The sequence below is a fragment of the uncultured Psychroserpens sp. genome, assembly GCF_947501425.1.
In the GTDB taxonomy this organism is placed as follows: Bacteria; Bacteroidota; Bacteroidia; order Flavobacteriales; family Flavobacteriaceae; genus Psychroserpens.
The window spans coordinates 164,658-189,830 of record NZ_CANMVN010000010.1 but is presented as its reverse complement, the minus strand read 5'-3'; the positions used below and the strand labels follow the sequence as shown (position 1 = coordinate 189,830).

Annotated in this window: 22 protein-coding genes; 18 read left to right on the top strand and 4 right to left on the bottom strand. The window is 32.5% G+C overall.

From position 1 onward, the window contains the following. Positions 1-13: 13 nt before the first annotated feature. From hemW to Q0951_RS15865, 15 genes are all read left to right on the top strand, one after another. Positions 14-1,141 carry a radical SAM family heme chaperone HemW gene (hemW, locus tag Q0951_RS15935; RefSeq protein WP_299339009.1) on the top strand — a complete coding sequence of 376 codons (1,128 nt, stop codon included), beginning with the start codon at positions 14-16 and terminating at the stop codon, positions 1,139-1,141. A gap of 2 nt (positions 1,142-1,143) precedes the next feature. After that, positions 1,144-1,893: a cyclase family protein gene (locus Q0951_RS15930; protein ID WP_299339006.1), complete on the top strand. Its 750-nt coding sequence runs from the start codon at positions 1,144-1,146 to the stop codon at positions 1,891-1,893. A gap of 1 nt (position 1,894) precedes the next feature. Beyond that, positions 1,895-2,248: a DUF4260 domain-containing protein gene (locus Q0951_RS15925; RefSeq protein ID WP_299339003.1), complete on the top strand. Its 354-nt coding sequence runs from the start codon at positions 1,895-1,897 to the stop codon at positions 2,246-2,248. A 2-nt stretch (positions 2,249-2,250) separates the two neighbouring features. After that, a complete protein-coding gene (locus Q0951_RS15920; protein WP_299339001.1) occupies positions 2,251-2,862 on the top strand; it encodes a DUF4230 domain-containing protein in 612 nt (203 codons plus the stop codon). A 31-nt stretch (positions 2,863-2,893) separates the two neighbouring features. Further along, positions 2,894-3,256: an MmcQ/YjbR family DNA-binding protein gene (locus Q0951_RS15915; protein ID WP_299338999.1), complete on the top strand. Its 363-nt coding sequence runs from the start codon at positions 2,894-2,896 to the stop codon at positions 3,254-3,256. Positions 3,257-3,377: 121 nt separating this feature from the next. Next, a complete protein-coding gene (locus tag Q0951_RS15910) occupies positions 3,378-3,671 on the top strand; it encodes a hypothetical protein (protein ID WP_299338997.1) in 294 nt (97 codons plus the stop codon). 128 nt (positions 3,672-3,799) lie between these two features. Next, the gene (locus tag Q0951_RS15905) at positions 3,800-4,213 is read left to right on the top strand and encodes a response regulator (RefSeq protein WP_299338995.1); all 414 of its coding nucleotides are present in this window, start codon (positions 3,800-3,802) and stop codon (positions 4,211-4,213) included. Then, the gene (locus Q0951_RS15900; protein WP_299338993.1) at positions 4,213-4,752 is read left to right on the top strand and encodes a heme NO-binding domain-containing protein; all 540 of its coding nucleotides are present in this window, start codon (positions 4,213-4,215) and stop codon (positions 4,750-4,752) included. The genes Q0951_RS15905 and Q0951_RS15900 overlap by 1 nt, the downstream gene beginning before the upstream one ends. Further along, on the top strand, positions 4,752-6,710 hold the full coding sequence (locus Q0951_RS15895) for a PAS domain S-box protein (protein WP_299338990.1): 1,959 nt from the start codon (positions 4,752-4,754) through the stop codon (positions 6,708-6,710). The genes Q0951_RS15900 and Q0951_RS15895 overlap by 1 nt, the downstream gene beginning before the upstream one ends. Position 6,711: 1 nt before the next feature. Continuing rightward, positions 6,712-7,809, top strand: a complete 1,098-nt coding sequence (locus Q0951_RS15890) for an FIST N-terminal domain-containing protein (RefSeq protein WP_299338988.1) — start codon at positions 6,712-6,714, stop codon at positions 7,807-7,809. Next, the gene (locus Q0951_RS15885) at positions 7,810-8,961 is read left to right on the top strand and encodes an ATP-binding protein (RefSeq protein ID WP_299338985.1); all 1,152 of its coding nucleotides are present in this window, start codon (positions 7,810-7,812) and stop codon (positions 8,959-8,961) included. Further along, positions 8,961-9,278 (top strand): Hpt domain-containing protein, encoded by a 318-nt coding sequence (locus Q0951_RS15880; RefSeq protein WP_299338984.1) that lies wholly within the window; start codon positions 8,961-8,963, stop codon positions 9,276-9,278. Before Q0951_RS15885 ends, Q0951_RS15880 begins: the two co-directional genes overlap by 1 nt. 11 nt (positions 9,279-9,289) lie before the next feature. Beyond that, the gene (locus Q0951_RS15875; RefSeq protein WP_299338981.1) at positions 9,290-10,000 is read left to right on the top strand and encodes a LytTR family DNA-binding domain-containing protein; all 711 of its coding nucleotides are present in this window, start codon (positions 9,290-9,292) and stop codon (positions 9,998-10,000) included. Positions 10,001-10,479: 479 nt separating this feature from the next. After that, complete coding sequence (locus Q0951_RS15870) at positions 10,480-13,077, top strand: T9SS type A sorting domain-containing protein (RefSeq protein ID WP_299338978.1); 2,598 nt, start codon at positions 10,480-10,482, stop codon at positions 13,075-13,077. Positions 13,078-13,278: 201 nt separating this feature from the next. Next, positions 13,279-14,061 (top strand): hypothetical protein, encoded by a 783-nt coding sequence (locus Q0951_RS15865; RefSeq protein WP_299338976.1) that lies wholly within the window; start codon positions 13,279-13,281, stop codon positions 14,059-14,061. Positions 14,062-14,101: 40 nt separating this feature from the next. Here Q0951_RS15865 and Q0951_RS15860 read toward each other — a convergent pair whose 3' ends face one another. After that, positions 14,102-16,165, bottom strand: a complete 2,064-nt coding sequence (locus tag Q0951_RS15860) for a tetratricopeptide repeat protein (RefSeq protein ID WP_299338974.1) — start codon at positions 16,163-16,165, stop codon at positions 14,102-14,104. A 153-nt stretch (positions 16,166-16,318) separates the two neighbouring features. Between Q0951_RS15860 and Q0951_RS15855 the strand changes: the two genes are divergently transcribed. The 3 genes from Q0951_RS15855 (at position 16,319) to Q0951_RS15845 (ending at position 19,234) form a co-directional block, all read left to right on the top strand. Further along, the gene (locus Q0951_RS15855; protein ID WP_299338972.1) at positions 16,319-16,597 is read left to right on the top strand and encodes an STAS domain-containing protein; all 279 of its coding nucleotides are present in this window, start codon (positions 16,319-16,321) and stop codon (positions 16,595-16,597) included. 26 nt (positions 16,598-16,623) lie between these two features. Continuing rightward, a complete protein-coding gene (locus Q0951_RS15850; protein WP_299338969.1) occupies positions 16,624-17,871 on the top strand; it encodes an oligosaccharide flippase family protein in 1,248 nt (415 codons plus the stop codon). 130 nt (positions 17,872-18,001) lie between these two features. After that, the gene (locus Q0951_RS15845) at positions 18,002-19,234 is read left to right on the top strand and encodes a glycosyltransferase (protein ID WP_299338965.1); all 1,233 of its coding nucleotides are present in this window, start codon (positions 18,002-18,004) and stop codon (positions 19,232-19,234) included. Here Q0951_RS15845 and Q0951_RS15840 read toward each other — a convergent pair. Genes Q0951_RS15840 through Q0951_RS15830 form a run of 3 tightly spaced genes read right to left on the bottom strand, consistent with a single transcriptional unit; the run spans position 19,212 to position 25,041 of the window. Then, complete coding sequence (locus Q0951_RS15840) at positions 19,212-20,729, bottom strand: cellulase family glycosylhydrolase (protein ID WP_299338962.1); 1,518 nt, start codon at positions 20,727-20,729, stop codon at positions 19,212-19,214. The genes Q0951_RS15845 and Q0951_RS15840 overlap by 23 nt on opposite strands. Next, a complete protein-coding gene (locus tag Q0951_RS15835; protein ID WP_299338959.1) occupies positions 20,723-21,952 on the bottom strand; it encodes a hypothetical protein in 1,230 nt (409 codons plus the stop codon). Before Q0951_RS15835 ends, Q0951_RS15840 begins: the two co-directional genes overlap by 7 nt. Beyond that, positions 21,952-25,041 carry a hypothetical protein gene (locus Q0951_RS15830; protein ID WP_299338957.1) on the bottom strand — a complete coding sequence of 1,030 codons (3,090 nt, stop codon included), beginning with the start codon at positions 25,039-25,041 and terminating at the stop codon, positions 21,952-21,954. Before Q0951_RS15830 ends, Q0951_RS15835 begins: the two co-directional genes overlap by 1 nt. Between the last annotated feature and the right edge of the window lie 132 nt (positions 25,042-25,173).

Below are 25,173 nucleotides of genomic sequence, written 5' to 3'. Positions count from 1 at the left end.
CTAAACATTTAATTTGAGCGGCATCTATATCCATATTCCATTTTGTAAGCAGGCATGTCACTATTGTGATTTTCATTTTTCAACAACTTTAAAAAAGAAAGATGAGCTCATAAAGGCATTAGCTAAAGAATTAGAAATGCGTAAAGGTGAGTTTAATAATACCACTGTTGAGACAATTTATTTTGGTGGTGGAACCCCTTCAATACTAACTCATAAAGAGTTAAAATTTTTAATTGATGCGGTTTATCAACACTATACTATTTCCGAAGCACCAGAAATCACGCTCGAAGCTAATCCTGATGATTTATCACCAGCCAAAATTGAGGAGTTGGCTAAAAGTCAGGTCAACCGCTTAAGTATTGGTATTCAGTCTTTTTTTGAAGACGATTTAAAATTAATGAATCGTGCTCATAATACTGAAGAAGCCAAAGCATGCTTGTCTTTAGCAACGCAGCACTTTGATAATATTTCTATAGATCTTATCTATGGTATTCCTGGCTTAAGTCATGAGCGTTGGACAAAAAATATTGAAATGGCGTTAAGTTTTGGTATTCCACATATATCCAGCTATGCACTAACTGTTGAACCAAAAACTGCACTGGAAAGTTTTATCAAAAAAGGAGTTGTTGCAGCGGTTGATGATGATCAGGCACAAGAGCAATTTCATTTGCTTATTGAGATTTTAGAGTCTCAAAACTTTGTGCACTATGAGTTGTCCAATTTCGGAAAAGAAGGGTTTTTCAGTAGAAATAATTCGGCATATTGGCAAGGGAAACCGTATTTAGGTATTGGTCCTTCTGCGCATTCTTTCAACGGAAATGAGCGTGGTTGGAACGTACGTAACAATTCAAAATATATAAGTTCTATTCAAAATGACAGACTTGCTCTTGAAACTGAAACATTGACCATAACTGATAAATACAATGAATATATAATGACAGGTTTGCGAACAATTTGGGGTGTTTCATTGGAAAAAGTTGCTCAAGATTTCGGACAATCTTTTAAAGACTATCTTTTGCAACAAGCAGAGCCTTTTATAAATCAACATTTATTGTATATTGATGATGAAAAGCTATTGGTTACAACAAAGGGTAAGTTTTTAAGTGACGGGATAGCTTCTGATCTGTTTAAAATCAATTAATAATGTTAGCAACAATTCAATATAATTCTAGAAAATTACAAATAGACCTATCGCAACCTTTAGATATTTCTATTCCAATGCGTGCCTCAAAATCGAATGTTAATGCCTGGTATATTGGTGAGCCAAGTATTGAGCCTGTTCAACTTGAGGATGCTGTAATAAGCGTCAAAGAAGGTGCAGCTGTTAACTTTAATTCCATATCGTTTAATCCTCATGCTCATGGAACTCACACCGAATGTGTTGGCCATATTACCGAACAAGTGCATTCTGTAAATCAACATTTAAAGCAGTTTTTCTTTTTAGCCGAAGTGGTTACAGTAGCACCAGAGGAGGAAGGGACAGATACCGTAATCTCTAAAGCTCAACTTCAATTTGCTCTGGGAAATAAAAAAAGAGATGCTATAGTGATAAGAACAATGCCAAATACTAAAGAAAAATTATCACGTCAATATTCAAATACCAATTGGACCTATTTAAAAGAAGATGCTGTAGCTTTTTTGGTAAAAAAAGGAATTAAACATGTATTGATCGATCTCCCTAGTGTAGATAGAGAGCAAGATGGAGGAGAACTAATATCTCACAAAACCTTCTGGAATTTCAAAGGGAAATTACGAAAAGACTGTACAATTACAGAGCTTATTTATGTGCCAAATACTATTGATGATGGCGAGTACTTTTTAAATCTTCAAATTGCGCCATTTGAGAATGATGCAACACCAAGTAAACCAATTTTATACAAAGTATCTGGGTAATATGAAATCACTACTAAAACTTGAGGAATTAGCAATGTTTGGGCTTGGGATCTTTATGTTTAGTCAATTGCATTATTCGTGGTGGTGGTTTATAGGTTTAATTTTACTTCCTGATATTGGAATGCTTGGTTACCTTGTAAGTAGCAGAATAGGAGCAATAACCTATAATCTATTCCATCATAAAGGATTAGCGGTATTGCTTTATGGTCTTGGCATATATTTTGAAACCGAACTATTACAACTAATAGGAATCATTTTGTTTGCTCATGCATCAATGGATAGAATTTTTGGTTATGGCTTAAAATTTGAAGATGCTTTTACACATACGCATTTAGGCAATATTGGAAAACACTAATTATGGATACATTTTTTATCATCATCATAAGTATTTTAGTTACACTAGGAATTGTAACGATTGTAAGACAATTTTTAACGAGAAAACAAACCAATTCACAATCAATACTCTTATTAGATAAAGTTAAAAAAGTATGTAAATTCATTACTGTTGAAGGTGATTTTGCAGAGATCTATCACTACGAAGATGTTAAAGCAAGATTTTTAAAGTTGATCTCCAGTAAGAAGAAAGCACTTGTTGTTATTAATGCTAAAGCACACGTAGGATTTGACTTGTCTAAAATCCAAATGGATTCTGATGTCAAAACCAAAACTTTAAAATTGTATCATTTTCCCCAACCTGAAGTGTTGAGTATAGAAACCGATTTGAATTATTACGACAAATCTGATGGCATGTTCAATAAATTTGAGGCTTCAGATCTTACCGAATTACACAATGAAGCCAAGCTTCATATCATGAATAAAGTTCCGGAAAGCGGCTTATACGAGATTGCCAAAAAAGAAGCCTTAGAATCTGTACTACTTATCGAAACCATTGTACAAACTATTGGTTGGACCTTAGACTATTCTGCTTTGAAAATTGAAGATAAGGCACCAAAAAAAATAGAGCAGTAGTTTTATTTGAGTAGCTTAAAAGCCTATACAAATGAATATAGAAGACTATAGAAATTATTGCATGAGTAAAAAGGCAGTGACTGAGCATTTTCCTTTTGATGATGATGTTTTAGTATTCAAAGTATTAGGAAAAATGTTTGCTTTGGCATCATTAACAAAATGGGAAAGTGGCGAAGGATTTATCAACTTAAAATGCGATCCTCAATATGCCATTGAATTGAGGGAAACTTATGAGAGTATTCAGCCAGGATACCATATGCACAAACAACAATGGAATAGTGTGTATATCCAAACTGGAGAATTATCTCCAAAACTGATCACAAGACTTATTGATCATTCCTATGATATGGTCGTTAAAGGATTACCTAAAAAAAAGCAACAGGAACTCGATTAGTATTTTCATTCATCTACACTTATTTGCTATCCGTCTATCAAATTAATTCTTCGATAGAATATTTTCATTAGGAATACAATGTCATAATACATTTGTTACATATTAACAAAGTAAGATGTCCATGTTTCCCTCGACCCAAAATCTATTATTAAGAGTATTCAATTTGTTTTCAGACAGAGTTCATGATGATGAGTTATATAAAGCAAAATTGAATGAACCCCAAGATGAAACCATGAAAATAACAAAACAATTACAAGCGAGTTTAAAGCAATTAGAATTTATAAGCTATTTTGAAATGCATATTGATAAACGTAAAGAGGATAGCTATTCTCTTAGCTTTTTACAGGAATTAGAGAGAATAAAATACGATTCTCAAATGAATACTCTAGAGTTAATCAACTATCAAAAAAAGTAAATTCTTCAATTACCATTCGTCGACACTTAAGCGTTATTCAACGACACTAAATTCGAGTTAGACGAAATATATCTATCATTTTTTATAATTGGTATACTTTGCAATACAATAACGTAAAGTACCCTCTCATGAGTAATCTATTAAAAGTTTTATTAATTGAAGATGACGCTATAGAAGTCATGAAATTAAGTAGAGCCATCTCATCACTTGAACTTAAACATCAAATTGTTGAAGCTAATAATGGTGAAGATGCATTGGATATTTTACAAAAAAAAGAGGTGTTACCAGACATAATTTTATTAGATTTAAACATGCCCAAAATAAACGGAATTGAGTTTTTGAGTATATTAAAGAATGATAACACATTAAAGTATATACCAACAATAATACTCACCACATCTAATAATCAAAAAGACCTTTTGGAGTGTTATAAAATAGGCGTTGCTGGATACATTTTGAAACCTTTAAAATATGAAGATTATGTTAGAAAAATCGATAGTCTATTTGCTTATTGGAGTATTAATGAATTAATAAAAGTATAATGAAAGGGATTGTTTTTACAGAATTTTTAGAGTTAGTAGAAGATAAGTTTGGACTTGAAATGGTTGATCATATCATTTCAAATTCTGATCTTGACTCTGAAGGTGTCTATACATCAGTTGGAACTTATAAATTCTCTGAGATGCTTCAGTTATTGCAACATTTAAGTGCAAAAACAGAAATTAGCATTGATAATTTGTTATTGGTGTATGCAGAACATTTCTTTAGTGTGCTGGAAGATAGCTATCCTGGTTTATTGGCCACGTATACTGATCCAATAGAAATGTTGTCATCTATAGAAAATCACATCCATGTTGAAGTGAGAAAAATATATCCTGATGCCGAATTACCAACATTTGAAGTTATTGAAAAAACAGAGAACTCACTGGTAATGGATTATAAATCTAATAGAGCAATGCATCATTTTGGTTTAGGTTTGATGAACAAAACATTTGAACACTTTAATTCAACAGCAGATATTGTTTTAGAGAAGATAAAAGAAGATGGTACTGAGGTACGTTTTATAATTAAAAAGAATTAATGAGTCAAGACCAACTTGACATATTAAAACGAGCACTAGAGCGCGAGAAATCTGCTAGAAAAGCAGCCGAAAAAATTCTCGAAGAAAAATCTAGAGAACTCTATAATACTTCACAAAAATTAGAAAAACTTCTCGATGAGAAATCCTCACAATTACAAGGCGTTTTTGAAAATATTGTCGATGCTTACGTGGTTATGGATGTCAACGGTAATGTGTTGAAATTTAACGATGCAGCGACTCGGCTTTTTGGTTACGATATCGATAAAGAGTCTGTAAATGTAAAAGATCTAATTTATAAAGAAGACTATCAGTATGCTATGTCCTCATACATGGATTTACAGGCTCAAGGTTATTTCAAAAACTACGAGGCTAGAATTTATACAAAATCAGGCGAGGTAAAGTGGGTACATATCAATGCAAGTATGGTTATAGATAAAGACCAAATTCCTATTGCAGCCCAAGGAATCGTAAGAGATATTACAGCAGATAAAGCTTCTGAAGAAAAATTAATAGAATCTGAAAACAGATTAGCTACACTCATATTAAATCTGGATAGTGGAATTGTTTTAGAGGATGAAAACCGAAATATTGTCCTAACAAATAAAAAGTTTTGTGAGCTTTTTAATCTTAATGTCGAACCTGATAGTTTGATTGGTATGGATTGTAGTTCAGCTTCAGAACAAAATAAATTATTATTTAAAAACCCTGAGGCTTTCATTGATCGAATGCAAAATATAGACAAAGAAAAAAAGCCTGTTATTGGAGATGAATTAGAAATGTTGGATGGAAAAATCCTAGAGCGTGATTATATGCCTATAACTATTGGAGAAAAATCTAAGGGTTTTTTATGGACATTTACAGATGTTACTTTAAATCGTACATATCGTAGGAGCCTTGAAGCACAAAAGGAAAAATATAGCAGTATTATAGCGAATATGAATCTTGGATTGGTTGAGGTTAACAACGATGATGAAATTTTAATGATTAATCAAAGTTTTTCAGAGATGTCTGGTTATTCCGAAGCCGAATTAATTGGTAAAAAAGGAGGTGAGGTATTTCAATTTGATAATCATGAAGATGTTATAGATATTGAAAATAAAAAACGTCTAAAAGGTGAGTCAAATTCCTATGAGTTAGAAGTGAAAATTAAGTCAGGAGAAATAAGGCACTGGCTAATTAGTGGTGCTCCTAATTTTGATCTAGCAGGAAATGTAGTTGGCTCTATTGGAATTCATCTAGATATTACCGATTTGAAGAGTTTAGAACTTCAAAAAGAAAAATTACTGCAAAAGCTGGAAAAAAGTAATAATGAATTGCAAGAATATGCACACATTGTGTCTCACGATCTCAAATCACCACTACGGAGTATCGATGCTCTAGTGAGTTGGTTAAAAGAGGATAACAAGGACAAATTAGATGATGCTAGTGTTAAGAATCTTGAACATATTGAAACCACTTTAGAAAAAATGGAACAGCTAATTTCTGATGTGTTAAACTATTCTAGTGTTGGTGCTGAACATGTTGAAACAACTAATGTTGATACCAATATATTGGTCAATGACCTTCTAAATATGATTTATGTTCCTGATCATATTCAGATTAACGTATTGAACAGACTACCTACTTTAAGTGGAGATGCAATTAAGTTACAGCAGGTGTTTCAAAACCTTATCAGCAATGCAGTTAAATTTTGTGATAAGGATAAAGGTTTGATAGAGATTGATGTTTCGACAAAATCAAAACACTATCAATTTTCAATAAAAGATAATGGAATTGGTATTGAGAAACAGTACCATCAAAAAATATTTAAAATATTTCATTCACTTAATAAAAGTAAAGATTCAACAGGAATAGGACTCTCAATCGTAAAAAAGATTGTCAATCTCCATGATGGCAATATTTGGGTAGAGAGTGAACCCCAAAAAGGATCAACTTTTTATTTTACTCTAAAAAAATAGTATGTTAATTACAAGTACAAATATAGAAGAGATTGTTAGTGCAATTTCAAATCATGTCAAAGACAATAGTGCATTAATTTCTCTTGGTGAGCATACTGAGATCAATATAGATGAATTAATCTCTAAACTTAATGACGCTAAGGTCACTTTCATAGGTGGTCTGTTTCCTAAAGTGATTCACGGCAATACCATACTAGAAAAGGGGATTGTCATTAATACCCTTAATGATGTAGAATCTTTGTTTTTAATTAAAGATATAAGTAAAAAAAATTACCAGGTTCCAAATATGTCATTTGATAATAATCATGAGTATAGTTTATTCACCTATGTAGATGGGTTAACATCTAATATTTCTCATTATTTAAGCGAATTATATGAACACTACGGAATGCAAACTAATTATTTTGGCGGTGGAGCTGGTAGCTTGTCATTAGAGCAAAACCCATGTGTTTTTAACAATGATGGGTTTTTCCAGGATGCGGCTGTGGGTTGTGTCATGCGGATGAGTTCTAAAATTGGAGTGCGTCATGGATGGAACAAAGTTGATGGTCCGTTTATTGTTACCAAAGCAGAAGGTAACGTTATTAAGGAAATCAATTGGAAAAATCCATTTCAAGTATATAAAGAGGTTGTTGAAGCGCATTCTCAAAAAGTATTTACCGATAATAATTTCTTTGATATTGCTAAAGGATATCCTTTTGGTATTGTAAAAGAAAATGCCGAATGTATTGTTAGAGATCCATTAATGGTTAATGAAAAAGGAGAGCTTATCTGTGTTGGTGAATTAGAAGATAATACACTTGTTGATATTCTTAATGGTAACCAAGAGTCACTTATCAATGCCGCTGAAATGGCTGCTCAAGAAAGTGTTAACCAGGCACAAAACCCAAGAAAAGCTATAATTATAGATTGTATCTCTCGAATTTTGTTTTTGGAAGATAGTTTTCATAAGGAGTTAACAGCGATAACGCAAACCATAAAACGTAAATATCCAGACGTCTCAATAGGAGGTGCATTAACTTTAGGTGAAATATCTTCTTATGGTGATGGTTTTTTAGATTTTTATAATAAAACAGTTGTTGTAGGATTATTTGAATAAATGAAGATTGAAAACCACATATCAGATATCTTGCAACTCTACGAGTTTTCGATGGCTATTGGTAAATCGTTAAACTATAAGGAGAGTTGCGATGTGTTTCTTAAGTTAATTCTGAAACGAAAAAATCTAAATGCAGCCTGGATCCTTGAGTACAATGAGAACCAAATAACATCTCGCTATTCTATTCCTTTAGGACAAGAGATTAATCATAACCCTAACCCTATAGTTAGTGAGCTTCTCAATTCAATTCAAGAGTCTAAGATTATTGATTCTAATTCAATTATAGAAGATATATCACCAATTGATATTCAAAATGGTACAGTAGCAATTTTCAGTCTAGCTGAACAGGGTTTTTTGTTTCTATTTTCTAAAAAAGATAATTTAAAAACGAAAGACTTACTGCAATTACAGCCTGTTATCAATAAGTTCTCTGTAGGTCTAAAAGCTTGTAAAGCGTTTAGTGAACAACAACAATTGTTAAATAATCTTGAATCAAGAAATCAAGAATTGAGTGATTATGCTCATATGGTATCACATGATTTAAAATCGCCGCTAAGGAGTATTGATACATTAACCTCATGGTTAGAAGAAGACTATAAAGAAAAGTTTGACAAACAAGGGAAACAACAATTGCACTTAATTAGAAATAGTGTTGAAAAAATGGATACCTTAATCAATGGGATATTAGAGTACTCAACAATTGCAAAAAATCAAATTGAAACTTACGATGTTGATGTTAATACACTTATTGAGGATATTTTAAAAATCATTCAAGTCCCTAATCATATCACTATTACAACTCATGAATTACCAATAATCAAAGGAGATAAATATAGATTACAGCAGTTATTTCAAAACCTCATTGATAATGCAATACTATACAATGATAAACCTATAGGGACAATCTCTATTGGAGCCAATGATAAAGATGGATTTTGGGAATTTTATATTTCAGATAATGGCAAAGGCATAGATAATGTATACTTCGATAAGATTTTCAAGACTTTTGAATCTCTGGAAAGTAATATGTCATCTACAGGTATTGGCTTATCTATAGTAAAAAAAATAGTCAATTTGTATGGTGGTAATATATGGCTAATATCAAAACTTAATGAAGGCACAACCTTTTATTTTACCTTAAAAAAGCATTAATGGAGCAACCTAATCTATCTTATATTCACAGTATGTCTGGAGGTGATAAGAGTTTTGAACAAAAACTCATAGACATCATTAAAGGCGAATTTCCAGAGGAGAAAAAAATCTATTATGAGAACATAACTGCCAAAAATTATAAACTTGCAGCTGAGAATGTTCATAAACTTAAACATAAAATTAGTATTTTAGGCCTCGAGAAGAGTTATGAGACTGCAGTTACATTCGAAAACAATTTATTAGAAGATAGAACAACACTTCAAGATGAATTCGAATCCATATTAATCATCATAACTAATTATTTGCAACAGTTATAATTAAGTATTACATGAATTGTATTATTATTGATGATGAAGCTACAGCCAGAGCTATAATTGCTCAATTGTGCTCAAACGTAGATCATCTTAATGTTTTAGAGGAATTTCCAAATGCAATACAAGCCATTAAATATTTAAATCAAAATGAGATTGATCTAATTTTTTTAGATATTCATATGCCAGATTTTACTGGTTTTGATTTCATCGAAACACTCAAAAACCCTCCAAAGATTATTTTAACAACGTCAGATTCAAATTTTGCTATTCAGGCTTTTGAGTATGATTGTATCGTTGATTATTTGGTAAAGCCTATCACACTTGAACGTTTTCAAAAAGCTATAAAAAAAGCTAACGCGAAAACAGTCACTGCAACTGGTTTAGATTCATCTGAAAAAGTTGAAACTACTTCAGGAAATGATTTGTATGTGAATATTGACAGGCGTCTCATCAAAATTGATATTCCAAGTATTTATTTGGTGGAAGCTAAAGGGGATTACATTCATGTAAAAACTGAGAGTCAAAACTATACAGTGCACTCCACCCTGAAAAAAATTGAAGAGAAATTACCAAACGATTTATTTTTAAAAGTCCATCGTTCATTTATTATCAATGTCAACAAAATTATTGACATTGAAGACAATAGTGTGCTTATCAAAAAAGACGTTATTCCTGTTAGTCGTTCAAATCGACCAGAGTTAATGAAGCGTCTTAATTTACTCTAAAACCATTCATCGATACTTAATTGTATTCTATCGCTCTTGATTTTCGATCTAACGAAAATTATCTATTACTAGCCGATAGGTGTCTATTTTTGTCTAAGAATCATAACATCATAGTTTTGTGATTAATAGCAGAAATTTAGGCAGGAGAATTTTTATATTCTCTTGCCTTTATTGTTTTAGTACCACCTATCTATAGATATACGTCATTTAAGTCCTAAATAACGCTAACCATAGAAAAATTATTCTGGCATATTTACCCTAACGCTATATTCGCTACAAATGGTTGAACCTTAAAAGGGTTAATACTAGTATATGGGACGACGAAAGGCAAAAGATTTCTCTTTTGTCTTTTGTTATTTATATACCATTCATCGATAGCTAAGTGTCATTTAACTTCATCTGGATTTAACTAAGCGAAATTTTAAAAAATAAACAGTTTAAGCTCCTAGTTTTGTTCCATAATCTTTTAGTAAATAACAATGTATAAACACTACTATTCTAAAATTTGGTTAACCGTTTTTGGAACCATCTTAATGAGCTTCTTTTCTGATGCTCAAGACATTCCTTTTAATTGTGACTATAACGCATATCTATTTCAATACAATGATGTTTATGCTATTGACCTAGCTTCTGGAAGTTCATATCAGGTAGCTGAAAATATCACCCAAGGAAATGTAAATGCCGCAGCATACAATCCAGCTGATGGATTTATTTGGGGATCTTTAACTTCTCCTGCTAAAACTATTGTTAGAATTGGAAAAAATTTTACAACTACCACATACTACATTGACCAATTACCTACCAATAACAGGTACGTAGGTGATGTGAGTCCACAGGGTATATATTACCTTAAAGGTGGTGGGACAACATATTATAAAATTGATCTTGACCCAGAGTCAGTTAATTATACTGAGCATCAGGAAACGGCTGTATTATCTCAAAACATAAACATTCATGATTGGGCGTTTAATGCAGTTGACGGAATGTTATATACAGTAGAAAAAAATACAAATATTTTATATCGAATAGATGCTTCAAACGGAAATGTTCAGGCAATAGGAGAGGTGCCAATTCTGTCTGGTTTAAATTATACCTATGGTGCAGTTTATTTTGACGCCGAAGGTAGATTTTATGTGTCTGCCAATCAAACCGGAACTATTTATGTCATTCAAAATGTACAAACACTAGTGGCTAATAGTAGTATGGATTCTAATTTATTTGCTTTTGGTCCTTCCAGTTCTAGTAATGATGGCGCACGCTGTCCTACAGCTCCAGTATTGCAAGAAATTTGCGATAATGGCATTGATGATGATGGTGATGGACTCATCGACTGCCAAGATCCTTCATGTTCTGGATATGGTGACTGTGCTTTAATCACACCTCCAACTAGTGGAGGGAATCAGGGTGGTTTAGAAAGTAATAATAGATTATCTGAGCAAATCAATAAGCGAAATTTCAATCGTATAAAAACAGGGTATGTGTTTAACAGAAATACAGCAAGACGTCTCACAAAATCAAGTACATATTTACAAAGAACTATCAATTCTGAATTTACGCTTGAAGATTTTATTCCATTAGATGTTATCAACGAAGATGAAGTTATTGAATCTACTCCTGTAGATTTACTCAATATCACAAATGCTACCGAAATATATGCAGTTGATTATTTAGAGAATAATACACCAGTAGCGACTATTATGGCTTTAAAAACAGAAAATGGCGTTTATGAGCACACCAAATACATATGCGATAGACTACTTGGAGCAGAATTAATCTCTGTTAATACAATTGATATTAACGGACAAGCATTTATCAAGTCGATTATAAAAAACACTGATGGTACTTATGAGTTTGTATTGAGTTTGTCGGCAAAAGTGATTAATAATGAAGAGAACTTCGCCATAGAGAGCCATTGGAATCTTGATCAATATGAAGCAAATGTAACGTATTATAACTTTCAGATATGGACTAATGCTGTAGATGATCTCTATGCACTTGGACAAGAAGTATTGAATCTTCTAGACGTACAAAAGCCTATTTCCAGCTATAATAATTCAATCCCTCCCTCAGTTTTCGTTAGAAAAGGAAAATATATTAATGGAGCCCTCGACCTACAAATCATTAATACCAATTTTAGCGAAAACGTATCCTTTGACGCTGGTTTTAGAATTACCGAAACAAGCGAATTTGGAGCCCTAAATTCTACCATAGATCTTAACGAAAATTACATCACTAACCTACAAGTAGAAACTGGACATCTCTTTGATATCGGATTCAGAATTGGTGACGGGATCGCAACACCTGATGATTTGTTTATGTCTGATGGTCCCTGGGGAATTGATGATTCTCAGGTAGATACAACCATAGATACTTATGCAGTATTGCCAAACGAATTTGTTTATGACATTACTGATTTTCCGCTGGAGCGTAATATTGTATTAAAAGCCACAACCAATAGTTACGTAGCAGCATACAGAGCTTTAACACCAAGATTTAAGCCTGTTGATCTTACAGATTATAACAGTTTGAAATTTAGTGCTAAAGGTACTGGAACTTTAGAAGTAACTTTAGTAAAGCAAGGTATTTCAAATTGGGAAGAACAATACCACAAGACAATCACATTATCTAATGTTAATGAAGATTATGTATTACCGATAATTAGTTTTGATTCGATCAATGGGGTTGATCCTTATTTAGATGATGTGGTTTCTGTGGTGTTTACAATGGTGAGTTTAGATGGTACAACCACCACCAAAGAAATGACTCTAGAAAACTTGCGTTTTTCTCAAGACACCTTATCTGTTGAAGAATTGGAGGTACAAACTTTACGCGTTTCTGCGATTCCAAATCCGATGTCAACTTATACAACAATACAGTTTAAGGCAAATCAAACTGAAATATTACAATTAGTAGTCTTTGATCAGTTGGGTAAAATAGTATACCAAACAAGTTATAGAGCTCAGTTTGGAACAAATGAAATACGACTGAATAGAAATCAACTGGATGCTGGAATGTATTTCTGTAAAATTATAAGTCGACAAAATGTATATAATCCCCTAAAATTAATAATTAGATAACCCTAGTTTAGTTCTTGATTCAACTTACAAGGAGATTTGCTGTTAAGTTGTTTTGAGTAAAGGCAAAAGCGAAAGCTTTTGCCTTTTTTATGTTGTTACCGTTTCATTTTTAATAAAAGGTAAACGTTGTGTAATCTTGTTGAATAAATAATGTTATCTTAGATGTGATATAACATGTAATACACTACACAAACGTTTAAAATGAAAAGAAAAGTAATTCCGATTTTACTATTAATAATATTCACAAATTTTGGATATGCTCAATCAGAACAAATCAAAATAAAATCTGATAATTTAACGGAGTCTAATTATCTAAAAATAGACGAATTTTATTTAACCCATTATCTTTATATTGATCTGTTTTTGAGAGAAAACTTATTTCCAGAAGCAAGTCCGGAAGATGTTTCCTCTATTCTAAGTGCTCTAATGAAGTATGTTTCAGTAGACAATAAATTAGACATTGAAATTGAAAAACCAGGAAACAGGAATTACTTAATCCGATTTGCAATATTGAAAAAAGATGACGGAACAGAGCTTTTAATTGCTTTTACAAATTGGAGCACAAAGAAAAAGGAATTTGAGAAAGACATAAAAATAGAAAACGATTCCTACACGAGATGGTATTTTTTAAATGGAAACAAAATGACCTACAGGAAAGATATGTCTAGCGAGAATGATTACTCAAGTATGAATAAATCTGATTTAGCTAATGCTTATCTGTTTGATGAACTACCCGAAAACGATGCTGAGGTAAAAAGTGCATTAGACGAATTTCTTAAAGCAAGTGATTTGGATATATCTGATGAAATCATGGCTAATTTACTTCTCTTGAAATATCAAATCTTCAAAAAAGATAAAGGCAAAGTTGCTAAGCAAACCGAATATCTTAATGAATTATTTGAGACTAATAAAACTGAACCTAATCTTAGAGGATTAAAAATGGCATTTGATGCTACAAAGTTTCAAATAGAATTAACCAAATAGATACCGTTTATAAGAATACTTAGGACATTGTTTGCTGTGCCTACTTCTTAAAAATATTCCGATCTCCAAATCGATACTTAAATCGTAATCCAATTTCTGTAAAAGTAAAACCAGCAGCTGTAGCAGAGGCAATATTGCTGCGTGCTCCAAAGAGATTAAACATACTTCGATCTGAAATCTTATAGCCTAATTTACCCTGAAATCTATAGGTGCTCTGCTGTGTGCCATCATCTATAATTTGTATGCCTGTTGCAGCCGTTAACTCATAGAACCATGTTTTTGGTTTGGCTGTATTTACATCTTTGATCCAATTTAAAAAGACTTCTCCTGCTTGAAATGATTCTGGACTAAAGTAAATATTAGGAACCTGCTCTTTAAATGTAATGTATTGATAGTTGAGTCCGAGTTTTAGTGACGGTTTTGATAGTAGGTTATAATATAATGAGGTAAATAGTAAATGTCTTGTGTTTTCGTCGTTTTGTGATGTATACATATATTGTGTAAACCAACCAAGATTATAATTTGAACTTAGGTTGTAATTGGCATAAAAATTATTCTGAACAATCTCTCGTGCTAAGAGATCAGCATTAAAACTTTGAATATCGCGTTTGTATCCTAAATCTAAGGTTTGCATTTTAAAAGGTTTGATATGAAACGATATATCTGTTAAGAGTTGTGTGAAATCGTTGTTTTCTGATCTAGCTGAAGTTAATCCTGCTGTACCTTTAAATGTAATTGTATTTAGGAGTTGGTAAGAAAGCCCCACAGATATATCATTAGAGTTAGCTTTAATCTTAGTTACCGCATTGTTTGTAGTTCTGTAGTTATAACTTCCAAGGAGTTTGAATTTTGTTGTTATTGGAAATGATACCTTCGTACCAAATGAAAAAGCTTTATTATCGCCATTATCAAATGTATAGGATGTTCTGGAATCCAAGACAGGTGAAAAATTCTCATTTAAGACAGTTATAAAATTCATTGCATCCTTTTGATTGGTGTAAAACTTTAATGTGTTTTCTGCAGAAGTGTAGGCATCATCATAATAGCCTAAGGCTTTCAAAGCATTAGCCTTACCGAGATTTCCATCAAATGAAGTGCTATCATTTACAAGTATTCTATTGTAATCTTCCAGACTTTTTTTAAAGTTACTTTTGTAAATATTTAATGTTGCTCTTAATGCGAGAATCCAATTTTCATTAGGTTGCTTGAGCATTAAAGCTTCAATAAGTCTCTCGGCTTTGTTAAAAGTTTTATTCCATATTAAAGCCTGTATGTAGCGTTCAGTGGTTTGTTGTGTAACTTTTTCCGAAGTATCAGAATCTAAGAGCTTATATGCATTAGTACTTAGTTGCAATGCCTTTTTCTCTTTTCCGTGAAGGTGCGCTACTAGCGCCAATCCATTTATGGCTTCTATCTGGTTTGATGGGTTTTTAGCCAATCTGTTGTAGGTGCTTTCAGCAAAATCTAATGAATTTGTAATTAAATATAAATTGGCAAGATTCATTAAGGTCTCTTTGTCCTCTCCTAGAAATTCCAGATTTTGAATTAATAAGGTTTCGGCTTCATCGTATTGTTGCGCTTGTTGTTTAGAATAAGCAAACCCTAAGTTGATATATTTTTTTGAGATGAGAGCATTGGTGTTTCCTGGTGAGACTTCTAGAGCGCTGTTTACATATAATAACGCCATATCATATGCTTTTAAGTTAGATAATGTGTTTGCGTATCCCAATAGTGCAGAGAAATTTTTTGGAGCTTCCTCTACTAAGGCATTATAATATGTTTTCGCTTCAGAGAATTGTTCATTCCATAACAGCGATTCGCCATAATTTAACTTCACCTCAAAATCGGTTGGATATTCATTGAGAAGTTTAGTGAAAACAGCATTTGCTTTTTCTGGATTTCCGTTTAGACCAATGGCTCTTCCGTAGCATAAACGTGCTGTTTTATTATTTGGAAACTCTTTGAGAATGTTTTCAAAAAATAATTGGGCTTGTTCATATTGTCCTGTTTCCAGATAGTTAAAACCTTTCTGCATTTGTTGTGAACTAACAGATATGCTAATGAACAAAAAAGTAAGATAGATCAATGATTTTAAAGTCTTCATATAGGTTTGATTTGCTTATTTGCAAGTTACGGATGAAGACCACTTCATTCATCTACAGCAAACTGCCATCCGTCGAAATCAAAAGGGCATACGTGGAATATGTTCGGATATTAGCGTCAAATTAAAACGCATAACCCTTAAAAAATCAAGATTATGGCACTACAAATTTTAGAAGAAAACGGAACTTTTCAATTACACGGAAGTTTAAATGCAACAACAACCAGATCATTTATTAGTCATTTTGAACACATCATTAATACGGTAAAAGATATCACAGTAGATATCGATCATGTTAGTTCTATTGATTCTTCGGGAGTAGAAGCTTTTAAAATTTTAATGGCAACTGCATTTAAAAGTAATCATGTGTTTTCAATTATTGGAAATGGATGCAAAGATATATACGAGGATTACAAAAGTTCTTTTGCAGCATAATAGAAAAGCTACTAAATAAAAAAAACATGCAGGTAATTTCAGTAATTAAATCGAAAATGTTGACACCAGAACAACTGTTTATGTTGAGTGTTTTGTTGGTTAATGCAGGTAACTATGGATACAACCTTATTTTAGGTCGTCTTTTAGGACCTGAGCAGTTTGCTGATGCTGCAGTTTTAATAACATTTTTATTAGTATTGTCCTTTGTAGCCATGACCTTTCAATTGGTTACAGCAAAATTCTCAGTTATTTTCGAGCATCATGTTTTTACAAAATTCATTTCTAATATCTATAGAAATGCATGCCTTATAGGTGTTGCTTTCGGACTCTTGATTATTGGATTTTCAAGTCAGTTACAACAATGGTTTCACACCTCTTCTTCTGGTATGTTTGTCATTTTCGGAATTGGTGTCCCTTTGTATTTTTTAATGAGTGTAAACCGAGGAGTATATCAAGGTCAGAGCGCTTTTAAATCTTTATCTATCACTTATCAAGCTGAAATGTTAAGCCGGTTGATCTTTACACTCGGATTAATATTTTTATTTCAAATACAATCATCAATCGTCATAGCTATTGGAATCTTGATCTCATTTGGTTTTGGTTTAATACCGTTTAAGTTCAGACGCTTTCAGTTTAAAACATCATTTGATTTAGAGTTTGAATACTCAAGACAAATTCGACGTTTTTTTGTAATCACAGCGTTTTACGAACTCACTCAAATTATTATAAATAATAGTGATATTCTATTGGTTAAACATTATTTTCCATCTTATGAGGCTGGTCTCTATGCGTCATTGGCTCTTGTTGGACGCATTGTGTACTTTCTGGCCTGGATGTTTGTAATGCTCTTACTTCCTAAAGTTGTTCAGCTTAAAAAAGACGGTAAGTCAACTGCACCAATTTTGTTTAAATACATTGGATACATCGCAGTAATTGCTTTGGTAATTATTTGTGCATGTGCCATATGCCCTGAATTAGGAATTACATTGCTGTTTGGGAAAAGCTATTTAGCCATGGCACCATTACTTTGGAAATATGCCTTAGCCACAGGTTTGTTTGCAATCTCAAATATTTTTGCCTATTACTATTTATCCTTAGATCGTTATATTCCTGTGCTGTTTTCTGGCCTTTTTGGCTTACTTCAAATGGCTTTGGTTATTGTATGGCATGAAAGTTTAGAGCAAGTAGTACAAATGCAAATTGCAGCAATGATACTACTTCTTGTATTTCAACTAGGATACTTCATTTTTGATTCTATTTTGAAAAAGGCTTAAAACGAAATCGAAGCCTTTATTCCTTTCATCTACAGTAAACAGCATTCGGTCTACAGTTGTCAATTATACTGAGTTTTATAGTGCAAATTTACAATGAAATTAATAATTAAAAATAGTAAAAATCCAGTATATGAAATTAGCAATAGTAACAGCATATCCACCGAGTAAAGTCACTTTAAATGAATATGCATACCATCTAGTCAAACATTTTAGACAAAAAGAATCTATTACTGAACTAATCTTGCTAACCGATAAGACCGAAGGTAATAAAGACATTAATTTTACTGAAAACGGTTGTAAAATAACTGTGAGAGAATGTTGGAAATTCAATAGCTATACAAATGTTTTTCATATGACTAAAGCTCTACATCAGATGAAACCAGATGCAGTTCTCTTCAACCTTCAATTTATGAAGTTTGGTGATAAAAAGGTAGCTGCTGCATTAGGACTATTAATGCCTTTGATTTGTAAACTTAAAGGTATTCCTAATATCGTCTTGCTTCACAATATTTTAGAAGAAGTTGATTTAGGGTCTGCAGGATTTACCTCCAATGCATTGATGCAAAACGTCTATGGATTTATTGGATCCTGCTTAACTAGGCTGATCTTACAAGCTGATACTGTTGCAGTGACTATGCAGAAATACGTTACAATTTTACAAGAGAAGTATAAGGCGAATAATGTAACATTAATTCCACATGGAACATTTGAAATAGGTCTGGAAAAACCAGATTATACAATTCCCAACGGACCATTGCAGATCATGACCTTTGGTAAATTTGGAACCTATAAAAAAGTAGAATCCATGATAGAAGCTGTCGCGCTTGTTAGAGCTTCGACTGGATTGAATTTAGAAATTGTAATTGCAGGAACTGATAATCCAAATGTACCAGGTTATTTAGCAAGCGTCAAAGAAAAATATAAGCACATACCTCAAATACGATTTACGGGTTATGTTGAAGAAACTGAAGTGCCAAAGCTGTTTAATGAGAGTGCAGTTGTTGTGTTTCCATATACATCAACAACCGGAAGCTCAGGTGTTTTACATCAGGCTGGTAGTTACGGTAAGGCCGTTGTTATGCCAGATATTGGTGATTTAGCATTACTAATCAAAGAAGAAGGTTATCAAGGCCAATTCTTTGATCCTACTTCTGTTACAAGTTTAGCAACTGCAATTGCATCTATTGTTACTAATACTGATTATAGAATAGCTTTAGGTAAGGCCAATTATAAAGCAGCTACAGCCTTTCCAATGTCTACAATAACAGAGATGTACTTGAACGTATTTAACAGCATAAAAAGCTGTAAAATGGTTTCTAATGAAAAAGATTTAGAACCATCTACTGTCCAGAAATATATTTAAACGCTGACTTTTTTGCCCCATTCTTATTGATGAAGCCAAATTGCTTTTGAGTATGCCTACGCCATGGAAGTTTACCTACAACATCTTTTGGTATATTCTCAAAGTCGTAAAGTGTCCAGGACATAAATTGTAAATTATGATTTGCAATAATTTCCTGGGCTTTTTTATGATAATTTGCCTGATCTTTGTTATTACTTCCAAACGGTTTCCAAAACCCGTTGTAGGATGACATTCCAAACTCGCCCATCACTATAGTTTTATTAGGAATAGATGTTTTTAGAGTGGTTACAGTCTGATCTAAATTCTCCAAATCGTCGTAATAATGAAAGCTTACAAAATCTACTTTGTCTTTTAACAGTAAGGCGCTTTCACTATTAGACCAGCCAATGGTGATTGGGTGATGCTTATCTATAGATTTTACGAGATGTATCATATTGTCTAACCATGCAATCACTTCCTCTTTTCCTCGAGATTCAAAATCTAAATCAGGTTCATTTTTAATATCCCAGGCGAGAATAGCATCATGAGCTTTAAGTTCGGTGACTAGAGTCTCGGCATGACGCCTATTTAAAGTCCAATCTAATACAGAATAATCTCCATAAAAATCAAAAAGGGTCATAACAACTTTCAAGTTATTATTTTGAGCAATATCTAGTGTGCTTTTTAGTTTTTCAAGTTTTGATTTATCAATATTTGCTTTTCCAAAGTCTTCATATTGAATAAACATTCGAATGGTATTTAAGCCTGCGTCTTTAATTATTTTGAAATCTTTTGCTATAGTATCTCTTGAAAATGTATCACTAAACATTTGCCATGGTGTATCCTTGGGGTAGTAATTTATTCCCTTAATATTCAGATGTTCAGTAGCTACATGTTCTGTGTTGTCATTATAGTCTTCAGTAGATTTTTTCACCATATGTCTAATGCGCCAAAACCCATCTTCACGTAGAAGAATTACCTTATAAGTGGATATTTCCGTAGATTCTAAAACAAATTTTTCATTTTGAAAAACACGTTTATATTCAACAACATCTTTATCGGTGATGATTGCTAATTGTCCATCTTCACTAAAAAAATCTAGAGTTGGATGATGTTCAAGAGTTGTAGATTCAATACTAATATTTTGCGAGGTGTTGTATTGAATAAAATCAAAGATATTTGATCTGGCATTGTCTGTATAGTAATCTTTAATTCCATCAGTACGATTGGTTTTGTAGGCAATGTGTTTTACATACCATGCATCCAGATAATTATTTTCTATAGATTTTAAATTTTCTTTGTCCATAACTCTACCTTCGTTGGATAATGGAGCCCATATCACTTTAGGGAGGTATTGTTCAATTTTTTGTATTTCAGTATGAAGAATTGTACTGCGATCTGCACCAGTATTTAGATATCCAAATAAGGCACTTATACCAGCTATGATTAAAGTAATGACCATAATGTAGGAGGCAATTATAATAACGCGAAGTATGCTCTTATTGTAATTTACCATAGTGTTTTTGAATTAAAAGATTGTTCAATACCAGCAGTTTTAATTTTAAAATCATAGGTGTCATTTTCTAAAATATTTGGTTTTAATTTGAAATGAGCAAAACCATCAACCGAGAATTTAATGCGTTGTTCTAGAAGTTCATTATTCTTGTAGATGTAAAGCTTTATCTCTAATCCATCAGGTGCCATTTGTTTCATAAAGCTTTGTAGCGGACCTACAGTAATCGTTCTATTATTATCTGAAAACTCCACGTTGAATTCTTTAAAGACTTGTTTATAGGTTAAAGTTATTGTATTACTTTCTGCCATACCAGTTACGTAAGCTTGGACATTCCATTGCGATTGATGATCTGGATGAATCATTCTTGCTTCAGCAACACCTTTAATGGTTTTACCGTAGCTTTTCAGTATGTTTCCATTATTTGTGGTTATAAAAAAACTCACAAAGGTGCCATCACTAACCACGTTGCCATAGCTATCTTTTAAAACAGAAGTTGAAAAAACGGTTTGTTGATTTCCGTCAGCATAGTCATGAGGTCGTTGAGCCGAAATTGTAAAACCTTTGGGTATTGATGGAAGTACATTAATTGTGAATTCTTTAGAATTGGTATTATGACTTTCGGAAGACACTAACATCCGTCCACTTTTAATTTCAGAATTAATGTTTTTGTAAGCAATGAGATGTCTTGTTTTAACAGTATCGGTAGATATTTTTGTCAAGAACTGGTGTTTTGTTACTACTGTTGTATTGTCTGGTAAAGGATTATCTAAGCTATCTGTGGGAATAACCACTAGCATCGTGTAATCCGTTCCGCCAGCCTCTATACTAGGTGGTCCAATATAAGTTTCCATGTGAGCCACTTGTTTTTTTGAAACGATTTCTATTGATCCACGAATTAAGGAATTGTTGTTTAAAAGTCTCCAATGCAACACGCCTATTTTACGAGTCATATAATCTGGTAGTTTATAATCTATCAGAGTCCCTTTTTTTAGAGGTTCTAATAGTGTTGATCCATGACTGTTAGTACAGTACAGCTGTGGCGCAATAGAATTGTTTGTAGATGAAAACTGAAGCGTTATAGGTTCGCCAGCTTGAAATACACTTTTGTCTGTTAGCAATTTTATATCAGAAAAGGTGTTGTCTTCTCTACGATCTGAAATGTGATCATGAGATAATACGCATGTCAATACAAGAATATGGAAGTAGATAATTTTGAGTTTCATTAGTTCGGATTTCCAATATATGCGTTAGTTTCAATTTTAATATAACTAAATTCTGAATGATTAATGGGTTGTAATTTTGAATTTATATGGTTGTCAATTCTGTGAGGTATAATTTTATTTGAAATGGAATTATTTGAAAGTCCATTGACAAATACATTTTCCATACTATCATTTATTATTTTGATGGATATATTCTCAATTAAGTGATATTCAAAACTCTGTTTTCTCTGTTGCCTTATACCTTCTTTTACAAATTTATGATCTACCCAACTCAGTGTTTTATCACTGTTGTAATATGAAATCAATAGTTGAGGTATTGTGACTTCTTGGATGCCACTATTAAACAAAGTCCCCTGGATTTGTTGTGTCTGCATTTCGATGTCACTTATAATGATTTGCTTATATAGATCTGAACCGGAAACGTTTCCAGCAGCTTGCAAATTAAATTTTGTTGGCTGTTCTTCAAGCTCAATTGGTGTAAACTCATCAGGATCAAATGCTTTTGGAATAGAATCTTGAGTTTGAGACCATGCAATGCCTTCAAAGTTTATTTTGAACGCAGTAGTTTCTTTTGGCATTAATTTGTGTTTTATATGATATTTGGCATTGTAACTAGCTAGCGCTTTGTTATTGTCATTGTACAAAGTTCCTTTCAAGACAATATCAGCTGGCACATTATCAATATTTTGAACTTCACCAATGATAGCATAAGACTTATCAAACTTTACAAGTTTAGCAGAAAGTACTTCCAAAACTGGCTGCTTCAATACATCTTCATGGTGAGTTTGTTCGGTTGTAATTCTTCTTCGACCTTGATTAAAATAACTTGTAGTATTATTTGAATATAATTGATCAGGAGGAAGGTCTGTATCAATCTCTTCTGAATCTAGGTACCATTTGCCATTTAATTTTGTCAATGATTTATAATCTACTCGTTCAATTTTTTCAAGAGGAGTAATCCATTTAGTTGTTACTTTAATTGTGGCTAAACTATCATTTTTGTTTATGATTTTAGTCTCTAAAGCATCCAATTTAGCATAACTACTCAGAAGTCCGTCTGTCACTGATACTTCAAGCATATATTGCGCTATAGTTTTGTTGTTCTCGGGATTGATTAATTGGTGAGCCGTTTCAAAATCTTTAAAATCTAAAGCGTCATAATAAGCTAGAATAACATTCTCAGGGCTATGCTGCGCATCATTTTTGATGTAATAATTATAAATGCCCAACACAAAAATTACAGTTAGGATAAAGGACCAAATATGGGAAACTTTAAGAATAGAGTTTGAGAATACTGAATAGTTACTCTTGAATTTTAGGAATTCAGGACTTGCTTTTATTTTTGTTTTAAGCGCGTTTACAAGCAGCATTTGAATATTTAAAAGGAATGCAATCAGAACAGTGCTTAGAGGAATAACTCCCCAAAGTATTTTTTGCCATTTAGAGACATCGTCTTTTGGTAAAATAGATGGAATTGGAGGTACATTTAATCGTTCCCAAACCATAATGCCATTTTCTAATTGTCTCAAGCGTTGCCATCCGCAGAAGTACAAAATGGGATCATAAAATTTGTCGTTAGAAAAAATATATTTTAGATTATATTTTTCTGGAGTTGTTAAAAACTGTTGTAAAGATCCAATTCCAGCAACGCCCTTGAATTTTGAATTCTCTAATCGTTCTATTGGTCTGGTAGTCAATTCAGGTAGTCTCCTTGCTGAATGGTAATTTCCATCAACGGTCATGGCATTAGTTTGAGCACTAAGCCAAGCCATTTGATCACCAAAGCCAAGAGTTAAAAACCGCCATTTATCATGGTCATCTTGGTTTAAGAAATTGACAATGGGCAACATTTTAATTTTCTGAGGTTGAGATGGTCTAAAATAGCCTAAGCTCATCGTGAAAATAGTCATGCCTACAAATAGACTAGCAAGAAAACCGCCACTAATTCTATGATAAACCGCACCAAATTTTGATTGCATCAAAGTCTTTAGATCACCTTGAACAAATCGGAATGCAAATTCTCCTAAAATGGGTAATGACATAATAGATGCCCATAGTGTAAATCGATCTAAAGTTAAAATATTAAATGCGGTTTCACCTAATAAAAACCTTGGAATTGGCGTACTTCCACCAGTTCCTAAAACGGTTAAAATAGTAATTGATAAACCAAAAAATAGATACCGTCTGCTGTAAAATCTATAAAAAATATAAGGTAAAAGTAAAAGTAAAATACCCCATGGAATTAAAAAGAACACTAATCCGGACGATGTAATTTCAAGAAAATTATCTCTGGATCCGTGTGGTATAGGAACTTGTGTTATTGGATTGTTTTTAGAATTAATCCAATAAGGTAGAATACATCCAATAATGATTATGAGTGAGGCAATTCCAAATGTAATAATACGTTTAAAAAGCTTAGTAAAACTGTTTATGAAACTTCTAAATGTTACTGCTTTTAGAGTGTTAACTTGTTCGGTGGAATGATCCATGATTAGCATTCCAATTAAAGGAAAAATAAAGAAGACCATTCCAAAAATTGGTGTTACGTGATGTGAGGTTACAGTGACAGCAATTAATGAAAGAGAAGTAGCTAAATACCAATATCTACCAGTTTTTAACCATAAATAAATTTCTGGTAATGCATGCATTAAAACGGATATTCCAATAATACTTGGTAACTGACCAAAGACGTGTAAAGTCTCAACAAAAGAAGATGAAAATACAGCAAGTAGTGCTGCATAACCTGCTACAGTTCTATGTCCTGTAATGAGAAGTGAAAAGCGATATACTCCAGTAATAAATAATAATATGCCAATTAAAGCTACAGTAAAGAGTCCGAATTTTAAACCACCAATCATTGAAAACAATGCAATGGATTGATGTACCAAAGGAGGATAACCCATAACAGTAAATCCTGTATACCATTTGTAATTCCAAGGTTCAAACCAACTGTTTGCGTAATGATCTGCAAAAAACAAATGGATTAATGCATCATATGTAGTTTCCAGAGTGAAAAAAATGGAACTTCCATGAAATACAACTCCTAAAAGTAATGCTACTATTAAATATTTATTAGTGGTTTCTTTCATTTAAAAACTATTAGTATTTCGATATGGTAAATATAAATAATATAGATAGCCAGAGGATTATCAGTCATCTACAGGAAACTACCACTCATCGACACTTAAGGTTTGATAGGCTAATTATACTTTTTTTGAACG